General features: G+C 41.2%; 19 protein-coding genes and 1 pseudogene. 7 read left to right on the top strand and 13 right to left on the bottom strand.

All coding sequences use genetic code 11. The features are described from left to right. Positions 1 to 28: 28 nt before the first annotated feature. From gyrA to FTV04_RS06430, 5 genes are all read right to left on the bottom strand, one after another. Positions 29 to 3,013 (bottom strand): DNA gyrase subunit A, encoded by a 2,985-nt coding sequence (gene gyrA / locus FTV04_RS06450; RefSeq protein WP_180049048.1) that lies wholly within the window; start codon positions 3,011 to 3,013, stop codon positions 29 to 31. A gap of 290 nt (positions 3,014 to 3,303) precedes the next feature. Continuing rightward, positions 3,304 to 3,936, bottom strand: coding sequence for a hypothetical protein (locus FTV04_RS06445; protein ID WP_180089067.1), 633 nt, complete (start codon positions 3,934 to 3,936; stop codon positions 3,304 to 3,306). A gap of 462 nt (positions 3,937 to 4,398) precedes the next feature. Continuing rightward, entirely contained in the window at positions 4,399 to 5,331 is a 933-nt protein-coding gene (locus FTV04_RS06440) for an FAD-binding protein (RefSeq protein ID WP_111883923.1), read from the bottom strand. Positions 5,332 to 5,349: 18 nt separating this feature from the next. Then, a complete protein-coding gene (locus FTV04_RS06435) occupies positions 5,350 to 6,102 on the bottom strand; it encodes an electron transfer flavoprotein subunit beta/FixA family protein (RefSeq protein ID WP_078192067.1) in 753 nt (250 codons plus the stop codon). Positions 6,103 to 6,629: 527 nt separating this feature from the next. Beyond that, positions 6,630 to 7,235, bottom strand: coding sequence for a LysE family translocator (locus FTV04_RS06430; protein ID WP_168378266.1), 606 nt, complete (start codon positions 7,233 to 7,235; stop codon positions 6,630 to 6,632). 113 nt (positions 7,236 to 7,348) lie between these two features. On the opposite strand from FTV04_RS06430, the gene FTV04_RS06425 reads away from it, so the two are divergent. After that, positions 7,349 to 7,843: an Lrp/AsnC family transcriptional regulator gene (locus tag FTV04_RS06425; RefSeq protein WP_180056054.1), complete on the top strand. Its 495-nt coding sequence runs from the start codon at positions 7,349 to 7,351 to the stop codon at positions 7,841 to 7,843. A gap of 501 nt (positions 7,844 to 8,344) precedes the next feature. Here FTV04_RS06425 and FTV04_RS06420 read toward each other — a convergent pair. The 7 genes from FTV04_RS06420 to FTV04_RS06390 form a co-directional block, all read right to left on the bottom strand. Then, entirely contained in the window at positions 8,345 to 8,716 is a 372-nt protein-coding gene (locus tag FTV04_RS06420) for a hypothetical protein (protein ID WP_218949190.1), read from the bottom strand. A gap of 279 nt (positions 8,717 to 8,995) precedes the next feature. Next, positions 8,996 to 9,913: a tyrosine recombinase XerC gene (locus FTV04_RS06415; RefSeq protein WP_180049082.1), complete on the bottom strand. Its 918-nt coding sequence runs from the start codon at positions 9,911 to 9,913 to the stop codon at positions 8,996 to 8,998. Between the two features lie 77 nt (positions 9,914 to 9,990). Continuing rightward, positions 9,991 to 10,824 (bottom strand): enhanced serine sensitivity protein SseB C-terminal domain-containing protein, encoded by an 834-nt coding sequence (locus tag FTV04_RS06410; protein ID WP_180089066.1) that lies wholly within the window; start codon positions 10,822 to 10,824, stop codon positions 9,991 to 9,993. An 84-nt stretch (positions 10,825 to 10,908) separates the two neighbouring features. Then, positions 10,909 to 11,754 (bottom strand): diaminopimelate epimerase, encoded by an 846-nt coding sequence (gene dapF, locus FTV04_RS06405; protein WP_180026692.1) that lies wholly within the window; start codon positions 11,752 to 11,754, stop codon positions 10,909 to 10,911. A gap of 13 nt (positions 11,755 to 11,767) precedes the next feature. Continuing rightward, complete coding sequence (lysA, locus tag FTV04_RS06400) at positions 11,768 to 13,012, bottom strand: diaminopimelate decarboxylase (protein WP_180089065.1); 1,245 nt, start codon at positions 13,010 to 13,012, stop codon at positions 11,768 to 11,770. Between the two features lie 24 nt (positions 13,013 to 13,036). Further along, positions 13,037 to 13,246 carry a lipoprotein gene (locus tag FTV04_RS06395; protein WP_373684687.1) on the bottom strand — a complete coding sequence of 70 codons (210 nt, stop codon included), beginning with the start codon at positions 13,244 to 13,246 and terminating at the stop codon, positions 13,037 to 13,039. 342 nt (positions 13,247 to 13,588) lie between these two features. Then, on the bottom strand, positions 13,589 to 14,992 hold the full coding sequence (locus tag FTV04_RS06390) for an amino acid permease (protein WP_078192075.1): 1,404 nt from the start codon (positions 14,990 to 14,992) through the stop codon (positions 13,589 to 13,591). Between the two features lie 333 nt (positions 14,993 to 15,325). On the opposite strand from FTV04_RS06390, the gene FTV04_RS06385 reads away from it, so the two are divergent. Continuing rightward, on the top strand, positions 15,326 to 16,687 hold the full coding sequence (locus FTV04_RS06385) for a sodium:alanine symporter family protein (RefSeq protein WP_180049055.1): 1,362 nt from the start codon (positions 15,326 to 15,328) through the stop codon (positions 16,685 to 16,687). 240 nt (positions 16,688 to 16,927) lie between these two features. Here the strand turns inward: FTV04_RS06385 and FTV04_RS06380 are convergent. Then, a pseudogene (locus FTV04_RS06380) lies at positions 16,928 to 17,284 on the bottom strand (hypothetical protein); the annotation flags it as partial. A gap of 185 nt (positions 17,285 to 17,469) precedes the next feature. Here FTV04_RS06380 and radA point away from each other — a divergent pair. The 5 genes from radA (at position 17,470) to FTV04_RS06355 (ending at position 22,621) form a co-directional block, all read left to right on the top strand. Then, positions 17,470 to 18,858 carry a DNA repair protein RadA gene (gene radA / locus FTV04_RS06375; RefSeq protein ID WP_180003350.1) on the top strand — a complete coding sequence of 463 codons (1,389 nt, stop codon included), beginning with the start codon at positions 17,470 to 17,472 and terminating at the stop codon, positions 18,856 to 18,858. Positions 18,859 to 18,981: 123 nt separating this feature from the next. Further along, on the top strand, positions 18,982 to 19,983 hold the full coding sequence (locus FTV04_RS06370) for a Tim44 domain-containing protein (protein WP_180089063.1): 1,002 nt from the start codon (positions 18,982 to 18,984) through the stop codon (positions 19,981 to 19,983). Positions 19,984 to 20,185: 202 nt separating this feature from the next. Beyond that, positions 20,186 to 20,533: a hypothetical protein gene (locus tag FTV04_RS06365; protein WP_180089062.1), complete on the top strand. Its 348-nt coding sequence runs from the start codon at positions 20,186 to 20,188 to the stop codon at positions 20,531 to 20,533. A gap of 1 nt (position 20,534) precedes the next feature. Next, positions 20,535 to 22,286, top strand: a complete 1,752-nt coding sequence (locus tag FTV04_RS06360; RefSeq protein ID WP_180089061.1) for a PepSY domain-containing protein — start codon at positions 20,535 to 20,537, stop codon at positions 22,284 to 22,286. Further along, entirely contained in the window at positions 22,283 to 22,621 is a 339-nt protein-coding gene (locus tag FTV04_RS06355) for a DUF3325 family protein (protein WP_180089060.1), read from the top strand. Before FTV04_RS06360 ends, FTV04_RS06355 begins: the two co-directional genes overlap by 4 nt. Positions 22,622 to 22,671 lie beyond the last annotated feature (50 nt).

The raw sequence follows: 22,671 nt of genomic DNA, 5'->3' as shown, positions 1-22,671 counted from the left end.
CGTAGCGCCCTCTTTTCTCAATCTTCAATTAGTCTTCTTCAGGCTCATTGAGATCTGATTCATTGTCATTTTGATCAATAATTGTTGAGTCATCTACAAGCTGCTCAGTTTCGATTGCTTCCACTTCTTCAAAAGTTTCGTCTTCTTCAACTGCTTCGATCGCCACAACACCGACTAAGATTTCGCTTTCACCTAAACGGATCAAACGAACACCTTGAGCATTACGACCTGTTTGTGCCACTTCAGATGCACGTGTACGAACCAGCGTACCACCATCTGAAATTAACATCAGCTCTTTAGACGCATCAATCGCTACCGCACCAACAAGTTCACCGTTACGTTCAGATGTTTTGATTGCAATAACACCTTTACCGCCACGTTTCTTGGTTGGGAAGTCATCTACTGGTGTACGTTTACCATAACCATTAGCTGAAGCACAAAGTACTTCACCCGTTTCAGGAACAACTACCAATGACACTATACGGCTAATGAGAGCTGAATCAGAGGTATCTTCATCATCAGACTCTACATCCGCATCTTCAGCGTCTTCAGCTTGAGCTGCTGCACCAATGGTCACGCGCATACCACGAACACCTTTGGCAGAACGACCCATTGAACGCACGTCAGTTTCTGCAAAACGAATGGCTTTACCTTCGTTTGAGAACAACATGATTTGTTGTTCGCCGTCGGTAATGGCAACACCGATTAAGGTGTCATCACCATTGAGTTCAATCGCGCGTAGACCGTTTGAACGAACATTCGAGAATTGTTCTAACTCAACACGTTTAATCGTACCGTATTCTGTTGCCATAAATACGTAGAAGTTTTTACGAACGGCTTCCGCTTGCTGTGCAAAGTCATTGATGATTTCATCATCAAGATCAGTCGTAGATAACTCTAGACCCAATTGTTTCAACTGAATACGAAGTGCGTCAGATAAATCATCTGCACCATCTTCAGTCTCAGCAAGTGCAGCTTCTAAGCCCGCAAAATGACTATTAATCACTTCATTGGTTTGTAACTGTGCACTATTGGCTTTTACAAATACTTTAAAGTCAGCCAAACGTTCTTTAAATTTCTTCGGCGCATCGACCACTGGTAAAATAGCGGTGATGGTTTCGTTTTCATCTAATGGCAATAAGTTCACCATCGGACGACCTTTCGCACCACGAGATGCTTGAGGCACTTCATACACTTTCAGACGATAAACTTTACCTACATTGGTAAAGCAAAGCACTGTTGCGTGGTTTGAAGTCACGATCAAATGCTGGATGTAATCGTCTTCTTTCATTGAAGTTGCAGACTTACCACGTCCACCACGACGCTGTGCAGCGTAGTCTGACAATGGTTGAGTTTTTGCATAACCTGATTTAGAAACAGTCAGTACCATTTGCTCTTCAGGGATTAAATCTTCACGAGAGAAGTCGATACGTGATTCCACGATATCGGTACGACGTGCATCGCCATATTGTTGAAGGATTAAAGCCAATTCTTCTTTAATTACGTTCATCAATAAGTTGAAATCGTTCAAAATTGCCGTGTATTCAGCAATTTGACCAAGAATTTCTGTATATTCAGCTTGTAACTTGTCTTGTTCTAGACCGGTTAAGCGATGTAAACGAAGTTCTAAGATCGCACCTACTTGGGTTGGAGACAGACGATAAATATCACCTGTTAAACCAAATGGACGTGCTGGATCTTCGCCTTCAATTTCATCTGGACGGACAGATACCGCGCCTGCTTTTTCAAGCAAGGCAACAACACCACCGCCTGCCCACTCGCCCGCTTGTAAACGTTCGCGCGCTTCGCTTGGGTTTGCAGATGTTTTGATGGTTTCAATGATCGCATCGATATTTGCGAGTGCAACCGTCAAACCTTCTAAGATATGTCCACGTTCACGTGCTTTACGCAGTTCGAACATGGTACGGCGTGTAACCACTTCCTGACGGTGACGGATAAACGCTGCAATAATATCCTTCAAGTTCATTAACTTAGGCTGACCATTATCGAGGCAGACCATGTTAATGCTGAATGAATTTTCTAATTGGGTATTTTGGAATAGGTTATTTACAATCACTTCAGCGTTTTCACCACGCTTTAAGTCAATTGCAATACGCATCCCTTCTTTATCTGATTCATCACGAAGTTCAGAAATACCTTCAAGTTTTTTCTCTTTGACCAACTCAGCAATACGCTCAATGGTTTTTGCTTTGTTAACTTGATAAGGAATTTCAGTGAAGACAATCGTGCTACGGCCCGATTTTTGGTCTTCTTCAATGTGATATTTACCACGGATATGCAAACGGCCTTTACCAGTACGGTACGCATCGACAATGCCTGATTTACCGTAAATGATGCCGCCTGTAGGGAAGTCTGGACCAGAAATGTGTTCCATTAACCCTTCAATGCTGATGTGCGGATCGTTGGCATAAGCAAGACATGCATTAATGACTTCTGTCATATTATGCGGAGCCATGTTGGTTGCCATACCTACAGCAATACCAGCTACACCGTTAATCAACAAGTTAGGCACACGTGTTGGCATGACTTGTGGAATACGTTCAGAACCGTCGTAGTTGTCTTCCCACTCTACGGTATCTTTCTCAAGATCCGCTAAAAGTTCGTGGGTTAATTTACGCATACGAACTTCGGTATAACGCATTGCTGCTGCACTGTCACCATCGACAGAACCGAAGTTACCCTGACCATCAACCAATTGATAGCGTAAGCTGAAATCTTGAGCCATACGAACAATGGTTTCGTATACAGCTAAGTCACCATGTGGGTGATATTTACCGATGACGTCACCGACTACACGGGCAGACTTTTTGTAAGCTTTGTTGTAGTCATTGCCCAATTCGTGCATTGCAAAAAGCACACGACGGTGAACAGGTTTGAGACCATCTCGGACATCTGGCAACGCACGTGACACAATCACGCTCATTGCATAATCGAGATATGAGCTCTTCAGTTCATCCTCAATGGCAATCGGTCTAATTTCCGATACGCTCATGCATACTCCTTGTTATACAAGCAGAATTCTGCCCGCATTTATATATCGTAAATCTGTAAAAATTAGTTCAAAAAACACTGAACCAATATCAAAAATCAAGTCGGACAGTATAGCATAAAAACCCTGATTTTTGTGCCAATCATCTTGCACTAGAACCATGATTTTTTGTATTTATTTTAAGCATTTTGATTTTATTTGCTATGAAAAAAACCTCTACGAATAGAGGTTGTTTATTGTTCAAAAAAATTCTTTTTGAAGCTTCAAATTTAGACGCATAAATGTGATAAAAATCACTCTTTATGATATTGCATGACCTCTAATTCTTGAGGTACATGATCCTGCTGCATCCATGGGTGTGCTGTTAGAAACAAACCTAAAATAAGCGGAAATTCATAAACTTCTTCGATGAAATCTTTATAAGCCAAATCGTACAAAAATAAAAAACTGAGACTTCGACTATGCTCAACTGCATCAGAAATAAATAAGCCCAATATCACCAAGCCCAATGGCCAAATTGGTAAAGCCAAGGTTTTTAAGTTACGTGCGATTTCTTGGCGTAAATAAGGCGAAAACAGCATAAAGACAACAGGTGCAATCATGAATACAGAAATTAAACGAAAATACGGTTTAGGCACATCAGGAAAATAGTCGCGCCCCCAGCTAATGCTACGACCAAATAGCAACAACCACCATGCGACAGCCCACAACCAAAATTGTTTCTTTCCATCTTGCATTTCAAGTGGTCGAATATAGAAAAAAGTAAAAATCGCAAAAAACAGCAATAACAATGCTTGGACCGATTCAACTGCTGTAACAGTCATTCCATCAAATAAAGGAAAAGAGATACTTTGTAAAACAGGAAAAAGTAAACAGCAGATCATCAGCACCAATACACTGATTGGTAACTGAAAATCAAATTTCAAAGGGAGACTCCGCCTAAAGGGCAAGTTCAATAAAAAAGCAATGTTAACACAAAACATACAATCCTTTAAGCTTGCTTTAAGTTTAAGATTCAAACTTGAAGGATAAATTTTTATTATTTTATTTTAAATCTTTGTATTTTTTATAATTTATTAATCTCCATCCTATTACCAAGCGATTGCGCCTGCTTACTTACCATTTAAGTTTCAACATACGTTTAGCTTACGCTACAGTAGTGCCTAATACTGACAACAAGAAATAATATCGTAAGAATTTTGAAGTACGAAATTAAGAATCCACCACTCTCATAAATATGAAAAATAAAAGTGCAATGCATATTTATGTACATTCACGTATGGTTAATCGATTAAGCATGATCAAGAAGATCTACCAGACTATTCATTCCGCAATAAAAAACGCTCCTAAGCCATAAGCTTAGGAGCGTCTTGAACTGTGTTCAGAAATTAGATTTTAGATACTAATTCTGGAACAACAGTATTCAAATCACCCACTAACCAGTAGTCAGCTACTGAGTTAATTGGCGCTTCTTCATCTTTGTTGATCGCAACGATCACTTTAGATTCTTTCATACCTGCCAAGTGCTGAATCGCACCAGAGATACCTACAGCGATGTACAAGTCAGGAGCAACGATTTTACCTGTTTGACCCACTTGCATATCGTTTGGTACGAAACCAGCATCAACAGCAGCACGAGATGCGCCTTGCGCAGCACCAAGCTTGTCCGCTAATGGATCAAGAACAGTGTGATAGTTTTCACCTGAACCAACACCACGACCGCCTGAAACAACTATACGCGCAGCTGTTAATTCTGGACGTTCAGATTTCACGATTTCTTCAGAAACGAACTTAGAAATACCAGCATCACCAGTAGATGCAACAGCTTCAACTGCAGCAGAGCCGCCTTCGCTTGCAACAGCATCAAATGCAGTACCACGAACAGTCGCAACTACAACAGACTCTCCAGACTCTACAGTTGCAATCGCGTTGCCTGCATAGATTGGACGTTTGAAAGTTTTAGGACCTTCAACAGCAATGATGTCAGTGATCATGCTTACGTCAAGTAGCGCAGCAGCACGTGGAAGTACGTTTTTGCCCGTTGTCGTAGAAGCAGCAAGGATGTGAGTGTAACCCGCACCGATAGAAGCAACTAATTTAGCAACGTTTTCAGCCAATTGATTAGCATAAGCAGCGTCGTCAGCAAGTAATACTTTGCTTACACCAGCAACTTTAGCTGCTTGGTCTGCAACTGCTTGAGCGCCTGAACCAGCTACTAATACAGTGATATCACCACCGATTTTTTGCGCTGCAGCAACAACGTTAAGAGTTGCACCATTTAGTGCTTTGTTGTCGTGCTCAGCGATAACTAAAATACTCATGATTTTTATCCTTCTGTATTAGATCACTTTCGCTTCGTTTTTCAATTTATCTACAAGCTCGTCTACAGACTTCACTTGTACGCCCGCTTTACGTTCTGCAGGAGCTTCAACTTTAACAGTTTTAAGCTTAGTCGCAGGTGAAACGCCATAATCAGCAGGTGACTTAGTATCAAGCGGTTTTTTACGCGCTTTCATGATGTTTGGAAGAGCAGCATAACGTGGCTCATTCAAACGTAAGTCAGTTGTGATGATTGCAGGAAGTGCAAGTTCAACAGTTTGTAAACCACCGTCGATTTCACGAGTCACTTGTACTTTATCGCCTTCAACTTTAACTTCTGAAGCGAAAGTACCTTGGCCAGCACCTAAAAGCGCACCAAGCATCTGACCAACTTGGTTAGAGTCGTCATCAATTGCTTGTTTACCAAGAAGGATCAATTGAGGTTGTTCAGCGTCTACAACACCTTTTAGGATTTTTGCAACTTCAAGTGCACCTAACTGGCTGTCGTCAGCTTCAACAAGGATACCTCGGTCTGCACCAAGCGCCATAGAAGAACGGATTTGTTCTTGAGCTTCTTTAGGACCAATAGAAACAACAACGATTTCTGAAACAGTTCCTTTTTCTTTTAAACGAACCGCTTCTTCCACTGCGATTTCACAGAATGGGTTAATTGACATTTTAACGTTCGTTAAGTCAACACCACTGTTGTCCGGCTTAACGCGAACTTTAACGTTGGCATCAACCACACGTTTTACAGCAACAAGAGCCTTCATGTAATCCTCGGCTGTTTTAGCAAATGTAAATGTTGAGAAAAGTTATATTAACTCTTCACTTTAAATTTTTTAGGTGCCCTATCTTGCAATGTGTACGGCATTTCGGTCAAGTCACAATTATCGAAAGACCTGTAAAAAAGCGTAATTTCCTTGAACTTATCGTTCACATTTTTTAGAGAATGGTTCAGTTATCCAAAAAAACGCATTATTCAGTTATTTTTTAAGCATTGATTTTTATTATTTTTTTACTTGATTTAGCTCATCAAAAGATCTGATTTAATATCAATTTTCGATCAATCTTTCTGAAATAGAGCTTTCCCTCTACACATTCGGCAACATATCTAAACTTGTCATTTAAGATAGAAGCATAATGAATTTAGCGCTAATTTCACTTTTCCGAAGCTAATTGGTGGGTTTTTCTCTCTTTCTTATTCTTAATATGTGTCGATATTCACCACATATAAAAAAACCTCCGCCTTCACGAAGGTTTTAGTTAAGGCAATTATTTCTATTTACATTTGCTGTTTTTAATTGGCAATTAACCATGTCGCAGCAAGAGCCAATAAACCGCCTGATGTACCATCAACCCACTTTTGTTTGCGTTCATCAATTTCAGTTTTTTGTGTAATACGTGCAAAGACCACACTTAAACTACAATACACCACAAAAATCAGCCCAATAAAAATGAAGGACAAAATCAAACCTTGACTCACGGTATTCGCTGATTTATCGATAAATTGCGGCAAAATTGCAAAATAAATCAACATACCTTTCGGGTTCAGCAAAGCCGTAAAAAAGCCTTTTTTAATCGGGTTTGACGCTGACTTTTTCTCAATACTTAATTTTTTACTGCTAAATACTGAACGTAGCAAATGCGTCGCCAAATATAAAAGATAAGCAATCCCCAACCAGCGGATTGTTTCAAACAGTAGTGGAAATGACACGATAATCGCAGCAATACCCAATGCCACCAAAATCGAGTGAACCAAATAACCTGAACACACACCTACTGTAGCCATCATGCCTGCTTTTGCATCCTTACCCATCACTTGTGACAGGATAAAAAGCATATCGGGTCCTGGTGTGAAAATAAGGGGAATTACCGTTAAGGCAAATAAAGCAAATACAGACATTTCAATTTTCCCTTTCTATGTCCTGAAAGTGAAATTAGTATGTTTGAATCGCTTTAAAATAGGATATCAAATATTCTATAATAGATATTATTTTTAGAATTATATTCTATTTTATGAAGACACCTTCTAAGTCAATTCTAGTTAAACTGGATCGTATTGATAAAAATATCATTCGCGCACTTCAAAATAATGGTCGTATGCAAAATAATGACTTAGCCAAGGAAATTGGACTCTCTCCTTCTTCTTGTTTACGTCGGGTCAAATTACTCGAAGAAGCAGGTGTGATTCAGAATTACACCACCGTGGTCGATCCACAAAAGATTGGCTTTCAATTAATTTTGTTCTCTCGTATTTGGTTAACTGGGCAAGATGCTGAAACCATCGATACTTTTATCGAAGCCATGAAAGAACTTCCTCAAGTCATGGAGTGCTATATTATTTTGGGTGAGTGCGATGCAATGCTCAAAGTTGTGGTGCCTGACCTAGAAAGTTACCGTAAATTTCAGTCTACTCACTTAACCAAGAAAAATGGCATCACCAGTGTAAAGACTGATTTACCAAGCCAAATCATCAAACAAAGCTTCCAGTTACCGTTAGAAGATTTATAACCACACAATTGATCTGCCAAGAAACAACTCAAGCATTTAAAACAACAAGGCCGATACTACACGCTTGGCAATGTAGTGACGGATTACCCTCACAGCCTCGAATGCAAATACCTAGTTTGCGGTATTTACTTATATTTTAAGCAAAGAAAAATAATGATTTGCGGCAAATGAACGAACACAATCTAAGGAGCCTTTGAGCTTAATTTCTTAAACAAGAATACGACTGATTGGATTTACAGGCTCTCGCTATCAAAACTGAGCGAATTGATTACTGAACAGCAAAATGGGTTTACATTTAGAGATTTTGTTTAGCATCATAAGTTTTGCAAAGACGTCCACTAGCTTATCTCAAATGTTTATTTGAAAGCTTAAAACCAAACGAGGTAGACACTTTAACGCTCTGCTCATAAGCATCACAACATGTCATGGTGCGGGTGATATAAGGGCTAAACATCCAAAACCAATGAAGATAGCCCATGAGTTGTTTATTTGACCAATGGTTTAGGCTGGCTGATTTTCCAAAAAGTCACGATGGATGTGGCTTAGGTCAATAAGTTCATATTGTGCCAAATCAAAAATACGCCAAATGGTGAGGGCATCTTCTTTACTGTCAAATTTAGCAGTTGCTTTATTGGTAAGCTGCCATTGTTTATCCGAAATCCAAATAAAGTATTGGCCCGTCGCCGCATTAAACGCCTGAACTTTTCCATCGGCATTAATCCCTTGTAGCTGCGCACCTTCAGGCAATACAGCTTCTACTTCAGGCAAACTGATTTCAACAAAGTGTTTGATCTGGCGTAAGCCGTATCCTGCAAAAATTTCTTTTTGCTGACCATTTAACTGGTCATATTTTTCTTGAATATCTGAAATCATGGTATGGCCTATATATTTTTAACGGTACAGCAATTTAGTAAATGGCGAATTTCACTTCAGCACTTACGTCAATTCAATAATGGACAATTTTTATACCCGATAATTTGAATTTTTATAATGCGACAATAGTTCAAAATGTCGGTCAATTTTACCAATATTTTTTCACATCCTTATTTAATTTTCATGAAGTAGACCACTTTAGGATGCAAAATGTGAAATCTAGCCTGTGAATTTAAGCAAAATTTAGACCACTGAGTACCAAAGTCGTTTTTGCAATTGTTACGAATCTTTATGCTGTGCCCTTGGATGGGCCTGATCATAAACTTGTGCCAATCGATCAAAATCCACATGGGTATAAATTTGTGTAGTGGTTAAATTACTATGACCCAACATTTCTTGTACAGCACGCAAGTCACCGCTATTGGACAACATATGGCTAGCGAAGCAATGTCGTAATAAATGCGGATGTAAATCGACATTTACACCTGCACGTCGAGCTTGAAATTTAACTCGATTTTCTATTTGTCTTACCCCCAGTGGATTACCTTTTTGAGTGATAAAAACTTGGGCTTCTGGGACAAAATCACCATGCCATGCAGGATATAATTGCAACCAATGCATCACAGCCTCTTTGGCTTTAGAACCAAAAGGTACAATGCGCGTTTTATTCCCTTTACCCGTAATACGTAACAGTTGGCGATTAAAATCAATATCTCGAATGGTTAAGCCCTGCACTTCAGCCAAACGTAAACCACTTGAATATAGCAGCTCCAAAATCGCTTTATCACGTATCCAAAGCTGCCGTTGAGTTTCACTTTCTGGCTCAGGCTGTTCCATGATTTGTTTAATGGTTTCAATATCGACCAATCCAGGTAAAGGACGTGATTGGCGTTTGAGCTGAAAATCATCTGCGGGGTTGAAACTAAGATAATCCCCTTGTTCTGCCCATTTCATAAATTGGCGTATCGAAGATAACATGCGCTGCAAACTACTTGGACTGAGCTGAAACTGTTCCACTTTATGAGCAACAAATTCACGCAGATCTGACTTTTCAACATCATGCAGTGGCAAGTTGCGTATTGTACAAAATTGGAGAAAATCACTGACATCACGCTCATACGCTTGCAAGGTATGTTTAGACTGATTTTGAATTTCACGTTCCTTCAACCACATAGCCAGTAGTTGACTCTGATCCATCGTCACCTGTCTTCTCCCATTTCAACATGTGCTTTAGCGTTGTGGTACGTTCTCTAAAGCGATCTTACATATCTGTTTTATGAAAAGAGTCTAGCAAAGAACCCCTTAGGCTTACCATCAACACGTTGGTAAAAAGCTTGCGTTTCATTAAGCAAATACCCTTCTACACCATCCACACTGTGCGTATTGACATGGATTAAATCCACTGGGCATTGCTCTTTTAAACTGTCCTGTGTGATACGACCAATTTTACTGTGTAAATCTTGAATTTGTTGTTCAGATAATCCTGCTTCTAAATCTAGTCCGATCAGCAAAGTTGGTGAATCATCTCGAACTTTATTCAGCATTTGCGCCAAATAAGCAGCTTTTACCACACGCTCTGTGCCAAAAAAAATGCTTAATTGATCAATCATAAACTGCGGATATTCCGCCGGCTGACCAATTAAAACTTCCGTATCTTCCGTAACTTCATAGTTTTCTGAGGGCTGAATATACTGCCCGTTCAGCAAATGTTGAATTTCTTCTGGTACAAAGTCCTTCGTCGCATCAGGTGATTGTGGATTCAATACAAGCCTTGCTCCTAAAGTCATTTCAAATAATGCCTTGGTTGGTAGCCGGATATACGACTCCTCTTCAGATATTGCTAAACGCATTTTTTCCAAGGACGTAAAAAATGGAATGACGCAATCATATGTTTCATCTTCCCATGATTTCAATTGAATACGGTCGCCTTCATCCAAGATCAAATCTTCGGCAATACGTGAATCACGTCCCCCTGTTGTTCCCACACAATACACATTGGCTGCCAATAACTGAGCTAAAAATTCGGGTCGATACGCGGGTTCATGTAAGGCTTTATGAAAAAGTTGTTCTAAGATTTCTTCTTTTATTTCTTCGTTTATTTGTTCCATGTTGATTCCAATCCAATTGAATTATAATTTTTTATTCACTTTTTATTTTATGAAAAAAGCCCTGAATGAATCAGGGCTTTGATTTTAACCTTGGAAGTAACTTAAATCTAAGCGTCCTTCGTAAACTGTTGCAGTTGGTCCAGTCATCCAAACCACACCACCTTCTTGCCACTCAATTTGCAGCTTACCACCTGCCAACTCTATTTCGACCGAATTGGCTAATAAACCACGACGCATACCTGATACTGCCGCTGCACAAGCACCTGTACCACAGGCCATAGTTTCACCGACACCACGTTCAAATACACGTAAGCGTGCATGTTTCTCATCCACAATTTGCATAAAACCTGCATTTACACGCTGTGGAAAACGCTCATGCGATTCGACTTGTGGACCAATTTTAGCGACGTCTGCAGTAATAACGTCAGGAACGATCGTTACTGCATGCGGATTACCCATACTCACTACATCAATGGTGAGCTGTTCATTATTCGCCAATGCAATGTCGTATAAGTTTTCAGGCTCTTCCGCAATAAATGGAATTTCATGCGGCAAAAAGCGTGGATAACCCATATTGACGCGCACCCAACCATTTACACCTAATTCAGGCTCTACGATACCTGACTTGGTTTGTACTTTGATTTTGGTTTTGCTGGTCAACTTACGTTCATGCACAAAGCGCGCAAAACAACGTACGCCATTTCCGCATTGTTCAACTTCCGAACCATCTGCATTAAAAATACGATATTTAAAATCGACATTAGGCAAATCAGGTGGCTCTACAATCAAAAGCTGATCAAAACCAATACCAAAATGACGGTCAGCCAAACGCTGAATCGTCACTGTATCTAAATAAGCCCGTTGGCTAATTAGATCGACCACCATAAAGTCATTGCCAAGGCCATGCATTTTGGTAAATTCTAATAACATCTCGAATTTCTCCTTAAGGCAATAAACGTTCACGTTCCCATAAGGATTCGATGGTTTCACGCTCACGAATCAAATGAGACTGATCACCGTCAACCATTACTTCAGCAGCACGTCCGCGGCTGTTGTAGTTTGAGCTCATGACAAAACCATAAGCACCCGCACCCAATACTGCAAGCACGTCATTTTCTTGAATCGCCAACTGACGTTGCTTACCGAGGAAATCACCGGTTTCGCAAATCGCACCAACAACATCCCAGTCTTTCTTTTCTGTATCTGTACGAGGTGTTACTTCCTGAATATCCATCCATGCTTCATATAAAGCGGGACGGATTAAGTCATTCATTGCAGCATCAATAATGGCAAAATTACGATGATTGGTCGGTTTGAGTAAATCAACTTTAGTTAACAACACACCTGCATTTGCAGAAATACTACGACCCGGTTCCATATACACCTTAAGGCCTAATTTTTCTAAAGCCGGACGCATTGCCTGAGCATATTCTTCAACAGTTGGCGGAACTTCGTCTTTGTAAGTCACACCTAAACCACCACCAATATCAATGTGTTTTAGCTGAATACCCATCTCTTTCAATTGATTGATCATCACAATGACACGATCAAGTGCATCAACAAAAGGCTGAGTTTCAGTCAACTGTGAACCGATATGGCAATCAATCCCGATAATCTCAAGATTAGGCAACGACGCTGCATATGCATAGGTGTCAAAAACGCTGTCTGATGGAATACCGAATTTATTTTCTTTTAAACCCGTAGAGATATAAGGATGGGTTTTGGCATCCACATCTGGATTTACACGCAATGAAATCGGTGCTTTCTTACCCATTGCCGCAGCAACTTTTTGGATTCGATCCAACTCTGCATGTGATTCAACGTTAAAACATGCAATACCCACGTCCAACGCTTTTTGAATATCAGCTTCAGTTTTACCCAAACCAGAGAATACAATTTTAGAAGCTTCACCACCGGCTTTTAATACACGTGCGAGTTCACCACCCGTCACGATATCAAAACCAGCGCCCTGCTTGGCAAGTACGTTTAACACCGCAAGATTAGAGTTTGACTTTACCGCAAAACAAATTTGATGGTCGATAAAGCTAAATGCACGATCCATATCTGAATAATGCTTTTCAAAAGTAGCTTTTGAATAAACATAAAGCGGTGTGCCATATTGCTGTGCAAGCTGTTGTAAAGAACATTGCTCTGCATGCAATACCCCATTCGTACGGGTGAAACTCATGAAAGTATCCTTTCTATAAAAGCATTAAGGTGTAGGGTTAGAATTTGATGATTCCAATTCAGTTGCAACAGGAGCCGCTTGTTTTTCCTGCTTTTGCTGTGCAGGCGTATCTGGATAAATCAGATATTTAGCGCGCTTATCTGCATTGGCATCTGAAGGTAAATGCAATGCACCAGACTGACCACATGCGGTCAGCAGCACAGCACTTGCTAATACAATAATTTTATAATTCATAAAACGATACATAAACGTACCTAATGAAAAGATTTTTCCGAGTATAACGTGATCAACCCGCGGATAAAAGAAAAGCCCTGTAATTCCAAGTGAGCTTTTTGCCATTCTGCACTAAATTTAAGCAAAATTTGATGGTGCTGTTTTCAATCCTTATTTGTCTTTATTTCTAGCTCGATCAGGCTATTGATTTCACTGAAATAGCATATCAATTTGAATGCTGTTTAATACAAATCGAAACGCTAATAAACAGTCTGTTTTAACTTAAAATAAATCCATATCCAAATAAAAAGCTGCCCCTCAGGAGCAGCTATTTATGTTTTTACATCAGATCAAAAATGTAAATTAATGGTGCTTTTTCTTATAAAAACCGAAATAGCCAATAATCAATATGATGAACCAAATCGGGCTCACCATGAGCGCTTTCATGGTATCTGCTTCTAGCGACAAGACATAAATCATGCCGATGAAGAAGATAATCACGAGCCAACAGGTATATAAACCACCCGGTAGTTTAAAGGTTGATTTCGCATGCAACTCAGGACGAGTTTTATAGTAAACGATATAACTCCAGATAATCATGAGCCATACGCAGATAAATAAAATCGTCGACAGTGTAGTTGCTAAAGTGAAGGCTTCAACCGTGTTCGGTACGAAATACTGTAATGCCGCACCCAACAGTAAACAAACTGCCGAGAAATACAACGCATTTGCCGGAACTGCACGTGAGTTTAGACGGCCAAACGCTTTTGGACCTTGCTCTTCACGAGATAAACCAAACAACATACGTGAAGTCGAGAACACACCACTATTCATCGATGACATAACTGATGACAACACAACCAAGTTCATAATAATCGCAGCAGCAGCAATACCGGCTTGGCTAAACAAGTTCACGAATGGTGAAATGCTTGGGTCAATGGCATTCCATGGCGTAACGGACATCACAATCACAAGTGCCAGCACATAGAAAATAATGATACGAATCGGAATCGAGTTCACAGCTTTAGGCAAGTTGTGCTCTGGATCTTTGGTTTCTGCTGCCGTAGTACCGACGAGTTCTACGCCGACAAAGGCAAAAATGGCGATTTGGAAACCTGCTAAGAAGCCGGTTACTCCTGTTGGGAATAGACCACCATGTGACCATAAATGCGTGAATGATGCGATTTCACCTGTCGAAGAAGTAAATCCAGTAAAGATCATCCAAAGACCGACACCAATGAGCACCACGATTGCAATAATCTTAATCAGTGCAAACCAAAACTCTAACTCACCAAAAAGTTTAACCGTAACAAGGTTTAAACCCATGATAAATACAATGGCGGCAACACTGATCATCACCCCTTCTTCGGGCGAGAACGGGTTACCTCCATTAAAGAATTGCAGGTAATAAATAATGGCCGATAAATCTGCAATCCCTATAGTGATCCAGCACAGCCAATAGGTCCAACCCACAAAATAACCTGCCCACGGGCCGATTAAGTCAGTTGCAAAATCGATAAAAGATTTATATTCAAGATTTGATAGTAATAACTCGCCTAATGCACGCATGACGAGGAAAACCATAAAACCAATAATCATATAGATAATAAGGATGGACGGACCAGCTAAACTGATGGTCTTTCCTGACCCCATAAATAAACCTGTACCAATCGCACCACCAATCGCAATCAATTGCAGGTGTCGGTTGGACAAGCTTCGTTTCAAATCGCCACTATCAGCGTGCGATCCATGAATTTCATTTGACATTATTTAATTCAACTTCGCGTTCCAATTGCGACAAATTAACGTAAAAATTTCAGAAAATACAAAATTATTTTTCATCATCTATATTTTCGGATTAAGTGACAAAGTTAATTTATTTTTCTTATATATAAAAATCTTAGCGCCAGTTCACATTTTAAAGCGACCAATAAAACAACAATTTACTTGTAATAACTTAAATTTTATGCAAAAAATATTTTACCAACGAAAAAAAAAATATGCCAAAAATCATGGAAGTTTCAAACAATGGCATATCAATTGCTACAGATATCAAAAATGTAGCATTCACTCACTCAGGGCCGATAAGAAGAAGATACTATGCAAGAAATTCAAAATATCATGGAAACACTCAGTGGATGGGTCTGGGGCCCATACATGTTGGTCCTCATTGTCGGAACAGGTGTATTCCTCACCTTCCGACTACTTTTCTGGCAATTTCGCATGTTGCCTTTCGCATTCAAACAAGTCTTTGGCAAGCATCCTAAAGCAGATCAACATGATGGCGATATTTCTCATTTCGCCTCACTTATGACCGCACTTTCTGCCACCATTGGTACAGGTAATATTGCCGGTGTAGCCACCGCTTGTGTGCTCGGTGGTCCGGGCGCAGTGTTTTGGATGTGGATGACCGCGCTCTTTGGTATGGCAACCAAATATGGTGAAGGTGTACTCGCTGTAAAGTTTCGTCATAAAAATGAAAATGGCGAAATGAACGGTGGTCCGATGTATTACATCGAACGTGGACTTGGGCCTAAGTGGAAATGGTTGGCAGTGGTATTTGCCCTATTTGGTACTTTGGCATCCTTTGGTATTGGTAGCTCAGTACAGTCTAATACTGTCGCGCTTGCTGTGCAAAACAGCTTAGGGATCAGCACACTCACCACTGCAATCGTCATCACCATATTCTCTGCCCTCGTTATTTTAGGCGGCATCAAATCCATTTCTAAAGCCTCTTCATTTATTGTTCCAATTATGGCGGTAGGTTATGTATTGGGTGGCTTAATCATTATTTTCACCAACCTTGAATTGGTGATCCCTGCACTAAAAATGATCTTTAGCTATGCATTTACGGGCGAAGCTGCTGCGGGTGGTGCGATTGGTGCTGCGATTCGTTATGGTGTGGCACGTGGTGTATTCTCTAATGAAGCAGGTATGGGCTCTGCACCCATTGCCGCTGCGGCTGCAAAAACTGACCACCCAGCACGTCAAGGTCTTGTCTCTATGACAGGTACGTTCTTAGACACCATCATTGTTTGCTCAATTACAGGTATCGTACTGGTGATGGGCTTCATCATGGCGGGACAAAGCTTTGGTGATCAAACGGGTGCCGTACTGACGATTAGTGTTTTTGACAAACTACTTCCTGGCTTCGGTGGTTGGGTCGTGACTTTCGGTATTATTTTCTTCGCTTATTCAACCATTCTGGGTTGGAGCTATTATGGTGAAAAATGCTGTACATACCTCTTAGGTGAAAAGTCAGTACTGATTTATCGCTTAATTTACATCGCATCAGTCTTTGTCGGCTGTGTCGTAACACTCGATCTCGTTTGGTTATTTGCCGATACCTTTAACGGTTTGATGGCTGCACCAAACTGTATTGCACTGTTATTGCTCTCAGGCATCATTGTAAAAGAATCGAAAGATTTTATTGAACGTCGTAAATCAGGTGAATTGTACTAATCCCCTGCTAAACAAAAAGCCACGTGAATTCACGTGGCTTTTTTTTTCGGACTGAAAATCAATATTTACTTATTGAATCGTACCAATTTGACCATCATCAAATTTGTCGTTTTTCGTGTTGCTTTCATTGGCTGCTTCATCTTTTGGATCTGATTCAGTATCTTCAATAAAGCCTTCACCAAATTGGTCACCAAACTCATTTTCAGCATATTCAGAATCTACAGCACTGGCTTCCATCAGATCAGCTTCGATTTCTAGGGCAATTTCCAAAGATAAAGAAAAGAACAATACCCCCTGAATTTTCATGTTCCCTTGTTCATCTTCAAGGTATTCACTGAGGGTTTTATATGCAGGGCTGCTTTCATCAAAAGGCACGTCAAGGTATAAATCACCTGTATAGCTATCGATTAAAGACTCACCTTCTAGCCCCATACAAGGGAAATAGTCGATATTTTGCAGGTCAAACCAGTGCATAACATCATTACGCACCGTATTTTTTTCAGGATGTTGATGATCATATTCTTCAAAATGCACAAATAACACATCACGATTTTTTTCACGTGCGATGGCATCGATATGTCGTAATAGTTCAGTCATGTGGTGACCCATTTCAAAAAATATAATGCGCTATTATAAAGTGCTTACCATGTAAAAGTGCATCTGTTGAAAATAAAACGACATCAATTGACCTTCAACAGTCATTTCATGCGATAAAAACTTGGTTTTTCGATGTATTCACCGCTATGCTGTGACTCAATTTGAGTTTGTGCACAGTAAATATTATGGCGAAAGCAAAAAGTGTCTATCGATGTGAACAATGTGGTGCTGATCATCCCAAATGGGCCGGTCAATGTACCGAATGTGGTGAATGGAATTCATTAGTCGAAGTCAATATTGCACCCGCCGTTACACACCGTGCACAGCCTAAAATGGGCGGTGGCTATGCAGGTCAAGCTGCTGCTGTGACCACCTTAAATCAAGTTTCCGTTTCGCATGAAACCCGTATGGCAACAGGTATTGGTGAATTTGACCGTGTGCTCGGTGGTGGACTGGTCACAGGTTCAGTAGTGCTGATTGGTGGTGACCCCGGCATTGGTAAATCCACTATTTTGCTACAAACCGCAACCTATATGGCGGCGAGTAAAAGCTCTGCCTTATATGTCACTGGTGAGGAATCTTTGTCTCAGGTGGCGCTACGTGCCCAGCGCTTAGATTTACCGACCGATCAACTCAAAGTCATGGCCGAAACCTGTGTCGAGCGTATTTGTGAAGTATTGGCACATGAACGCCCTGCCGTGGCCATTTTAGATTCGATCCAAACCTTATACACCGAGACACTCCAGTCTGCGCCGGGGGGTGTTTCCCAAATTCGTGAATCGGCTGCACTCCTGACCCGTTTTGCCAAAAATAGTGGTACAGCATTGTTTATTGTCGGTCATGTAACAAAAGAAGGTTCTTTGGCTGGCCCTCGTGTGCTTGAGCACATGGTCGATTGTGTTTTGTATTTTGAAGGTCAGTCTGACTCTCGCTTCCGTATGATTCGGGCGGTGAAAAACCGTTTTGGTGCAGTCAACGAGCTTGGTGTATTTGGCATGACCGATAAAGGTCTGCGCGAGGTATCAAACCCCTCCGCTATTTTCCTTAGTCGTTATGATGAAGCCATTCCGGGTTCCATTGTCATGATTAGCCGTGAAGGTACACGCCCACTTTTGGTTGAAGTTCAGGCTTTGGTGGATGATGCGCACGGACAGCCTCGACGCGTGGCCTTAGGTTTAGAACAAAACCGTTTAAACATGCTTTTAGCGGTTATGCACCGTCATGGTGGCGTACAAACCGCTGGACAAGATGTCTATGTCAATGTCGTCGGTGGCTTAAAAATCACTGAAACCGGTTCTGACCTTGCGGTACTTTTAGCCTGCGCCTCTAGCTTAAGAGCTAAAGCCCTGCCACAGCATTTGGCGGTATTTGGCGAAGTTGGACTTTCAGGCGAAATCCGTCCTGTACCCAATGGACAGGAACGACTCAAAGAAGCCATTAAGCATGGCTTCAAAACCATTATTTTACCGCGTGGGAATGCACCGCAAAAACCCATTTCAGGTGTAGAGATTATTTCTGTGGCACGTTTACATGAGGCATTGAGTCAGGCAATTACGCTGACCGATGAGTCTTAGTCACGTTGAATCGTTTATTTTGAATGAATTTTCAATTTTTTACCGATGTTCTATTGAAATTCAGTACAAATGGCGGCATAACTAGATGGCTATTTTAACTTTATATAGATATAGGAAAATTTGATGGAAGTTCGACAGCGTGGTTTGATGACTGCTCTTTTAACAGCAGCCCTTTTGGTAGCGCCGATTGCAGAAGCGAAACGTGCCGGTGGTGGTAAAAGCCATGGTATGAGCCGTCAAGCTGCTCCAACTCAGTCTTATCAGCAACCTCGTCAATCTGCTCCTGTTCAACAGCCTGCAACTGCTGGCGCTCCAGCAAAATCTGGCTCGAATGTGGGCGGAATGGTTGCTGCTGGTGTGGCTGGTGCTGCTATTGGTGCTGTCGCTGCAAATGCGATGGCAGATGACAATAACGGTCAAGCAGCTTCTGAAGCTCAAGCTCAACAACAGGAAGAGAAAGGTGGTATTCCAGGCTGGATCTGGATTTTACTTGCCGCTGCTGTTGCCTTCTTCATTTTCCGTAAGATGGGCGCAAAAAAAAAACTAGCCGCTAACAATCCGTATGCGCCAAACAGCGGTGCAAACAATGCACCGTTTGGCCAGCAAAATGCTGCACCTCGTGCAGGTAATGACAATACGAATATTTTTGGTAATTCTGTAGGCGGTAATTCAGCAGCTTCAAATGCTCCATTTGGTGCAACTGCAGCAACGAACGCGCCTTTTGGTGCTGCCTATACCAACAGCGGTAATCAATTGCCTGATGGTACAGAGCCAGCAACATTTTTACGTGTTGCACGTCAGCGTTTTAATCACATTCAATCGATGAATACAGCAAGCAACATTTCTGAAATTCAGCGTTACTTAACGCCTGATCTTTACCAGTCGATGTATAACGACATTATGGCAAATAAAGATGAAGACGTTGCTGAGTTTTCTAACTTAAATGCTATGGTGGTCGATTCTGCTAACGAAAATGGTCAATACGTTGTAAGTGTGCGTTTTACAGGTACGGTAAGTGAAGACTTAAATAGCCTGCCACAGCCTTTTGCTGAAGTATGGCATTTTGTTAAACCTGCGGGTTCTGATCAAGACTGGTTAGTTGCAGGCATTCAACAAGAGCAATAATGTAGACAATTAAGCATTCATGCATTCTAAAATAGCGGCTCCGGTCGCTATTTTTTTGCCTTTATTTCCCTCTTTTTTAATTCAACTTCAACTCAGCATGCTGAAAAATCAATAATTTTGTGAATACATTATTATAATTATTAATAATAATTGTTATCATTTAGATTAGCTTTAATACAATTTCCAAGCGCTTAAGTATTTTATGAATAGCTCACCACCTGAGGCACTCGTGACCCCCCTCACATCTGCGCTGCCTAAAACGCGTAAAGACACCCCCTCTCTATTGACCTATCGCTTGATGATTTTCTATCGCTTTGCCCTCGCTTTAGTGGGCGGATATGTTGTCGTGATGCTATCTGCCATCGTGATCGCAGATGTATTTAGCGAAGACCGTGGAAGTGCAGCCATGAGTGCAACTTTAATTGCATTTATCCTGTGGAGCTGTGCATTTATTTGGGTCTTTATGGTGAATAAAACCCTCAAAGCAACTTTAGGCATTGTGATCCCTGCGGTGTGTTTGTATGCCATTTACATGATGATGGGAAGCTAAAATGCGTGTTGATGCAAAAGTAGAGGGGCCTCGCCAGTCCATGTCTTGGCTGCATACATGGGCTAGCCTAATCTTAGGTTGGTTGCTGTATGCTATTTTCCTGACCGGAACCCTGAGCTTCTTTAAAAATGAAATCAATGTCTGGATGACACCTGAGCTGCATCAATCTGTTCCAGCCAGTTCACAAGTCCAACAAACTGAAGTCGCACTGAATTATTTACAGCAAAATCATCCGAATGCAGGTGCTTGGAATATTTTGCTGCCAAATACGCGTCAAAATGCCACATTAATTACCGTTCGTGAACAAGGTGAAGACCCTCGCGCACGCCGTGGTGGTAAACAAATCTACATTGATAGTGCTACAGGTGAAGTGCTTGAGCCGCGCGATACGCGTGGTGGTAATTTTCTCTATCGTTTCCATTTCGAACTTTATGGTATGCCACGTATGTGGACGCGATGGTTTGTCGGGATAGCGACACTGTTGATGTTAGTTGCCATCATTAGTGGTGTGATTACTCATAAAAAAATCTTTAAAGATTTCTTTACCTTCCGTTCAGGTAAAGGACAACGTTCTTGGCTCGATGCACATAATGCAACCGCAGTATTTGCGCTTCCCTTCCACATCATGATCACCTTTAGTGGCCTGTTGCTGCTGTTATTTACGATCATGCCTTGGGGGATTGAGCGTATTTATGAAAACCGGGGACAATTTTTACAAGAACAAAATCGTGCCCTAGTTCAAGAAAATAAACCTGAAGGACGTGAATCTGCCCAAGGACGCGAAGAACGTGGCGAACGCCCACAGCAAGCCCGTGCCAATTCTGCACAAAACCAAGGCGAAAATCGTGCTGAGGGCCGTGGTGAAGGTCGAGGAGATCGTCGCTCTAAACGTGAAGAGCAACCTGTCGTTGCTGCGCCGTTGACCAATTTAGCGCCTATCGTGACTGCGGTTCAGACTGAATGGAAAACTAATCCTATTAGTACCGTTAGCATCATTGCACCGAATACAGCCCAAGCTAAAATTGAACTACGAGCCTTACATGGTGAAAGTGTCGCGTATCGAAATGTCTATGCAAGCAAACAATTTGATGGCGTAACTGGTAAAGACTTAACTGACGAAAGTGCTAAGTTAAAGCACCCTTCTGTACCTATGGGTATTTACAATGTAGTGACTACGCTGCATGAAGCACGCGGTGTAGATTTAGCACTACGTTGGCTGCTGTTTATTTCAGGGATTGTAGGCACACTGATGATCGCTACAGGTCTCATTCTGTGGTGTGTAAAACGTGCGCCGCAACAGCAAAAACAAGGCTTTAAATCATTTGGCTACCGCACGGTTGAAGTGACCAATATTGCAGCGATTATTGGTTTGCCGATTGCCTGCGCAGCATTTTTCTATGCCAACCGTTTTATTCCCGCACAACTTGAAAACCGTTCGGAATTAGAAATTCGTAGTTTCTTTATTGTTTGGCTACTAACGCTTATTTATGCGATGTTCCGTACGCATCGTCAAGCGTGGCTAGAACTTTTAGCTTTTGCCACAGCAATTTTTGCCTTACTGCCGATTGTAAACTTCATGACTGGTGGTCAACCGCTTTGGAATACCATGGCAAATGGCCAATGGATGATTGCATCCTTTGACCTTGCAATGTGGCTATTAGCTGTTTTGTTTGCCTATTCATTTTACAAAGTGAAAAAGCATAAAGGACTGCCTGTTAAAAAAGCACGTAGCACAAAGGAGGTTGAAGCATGAAGTTCTTTCTCCTGATTTGGGCACTGAGTAGCTTAGGTTTTTTTGCCTTAGCATGCAGCATGTCTAAACATCAAAAGCAGTTCTACAGCAAAGAGTTTAGTGTGGGCCAAACACGCTTAGCCACGTTAGTCGGCTGGGCGCTATTGATTATTGCCTTGATAATTTGCCTCTCTCTTGGCACGCCGAGCAATAACATCAGTTATTGCTTTGGCGCGCTGACTATTGCGGCTTTATTTGTCGGGCTATGTATTAGTTATATCGCTGAATATTTTTGGAAAATTATTGGTGCATTGGTTGTCATCTTTGTATTGTCAGCAGTGTTATTGAAATTTTAATTCATTAGACAAGCTTCTCTAAACATTGAAAGCCAATCTTCGGATTGGCT

The organism is Acinetobacter sp. YH12219 (genome assembly GCF_013417875.1).
In the GTDB taxonomy this organism is placed as follows: Bacteria; Pseudomonadota; Gammaproteobacteria; order Pseudomonadales; family Moraxellaceae; genus Acinetobacter; species Acinetobacter amyesii.
The sequence above is the reverse complement of the archived record's forward strand: the minus strand, read 5'-3'. Positions and strand labels throughout refer to the sequence as shown.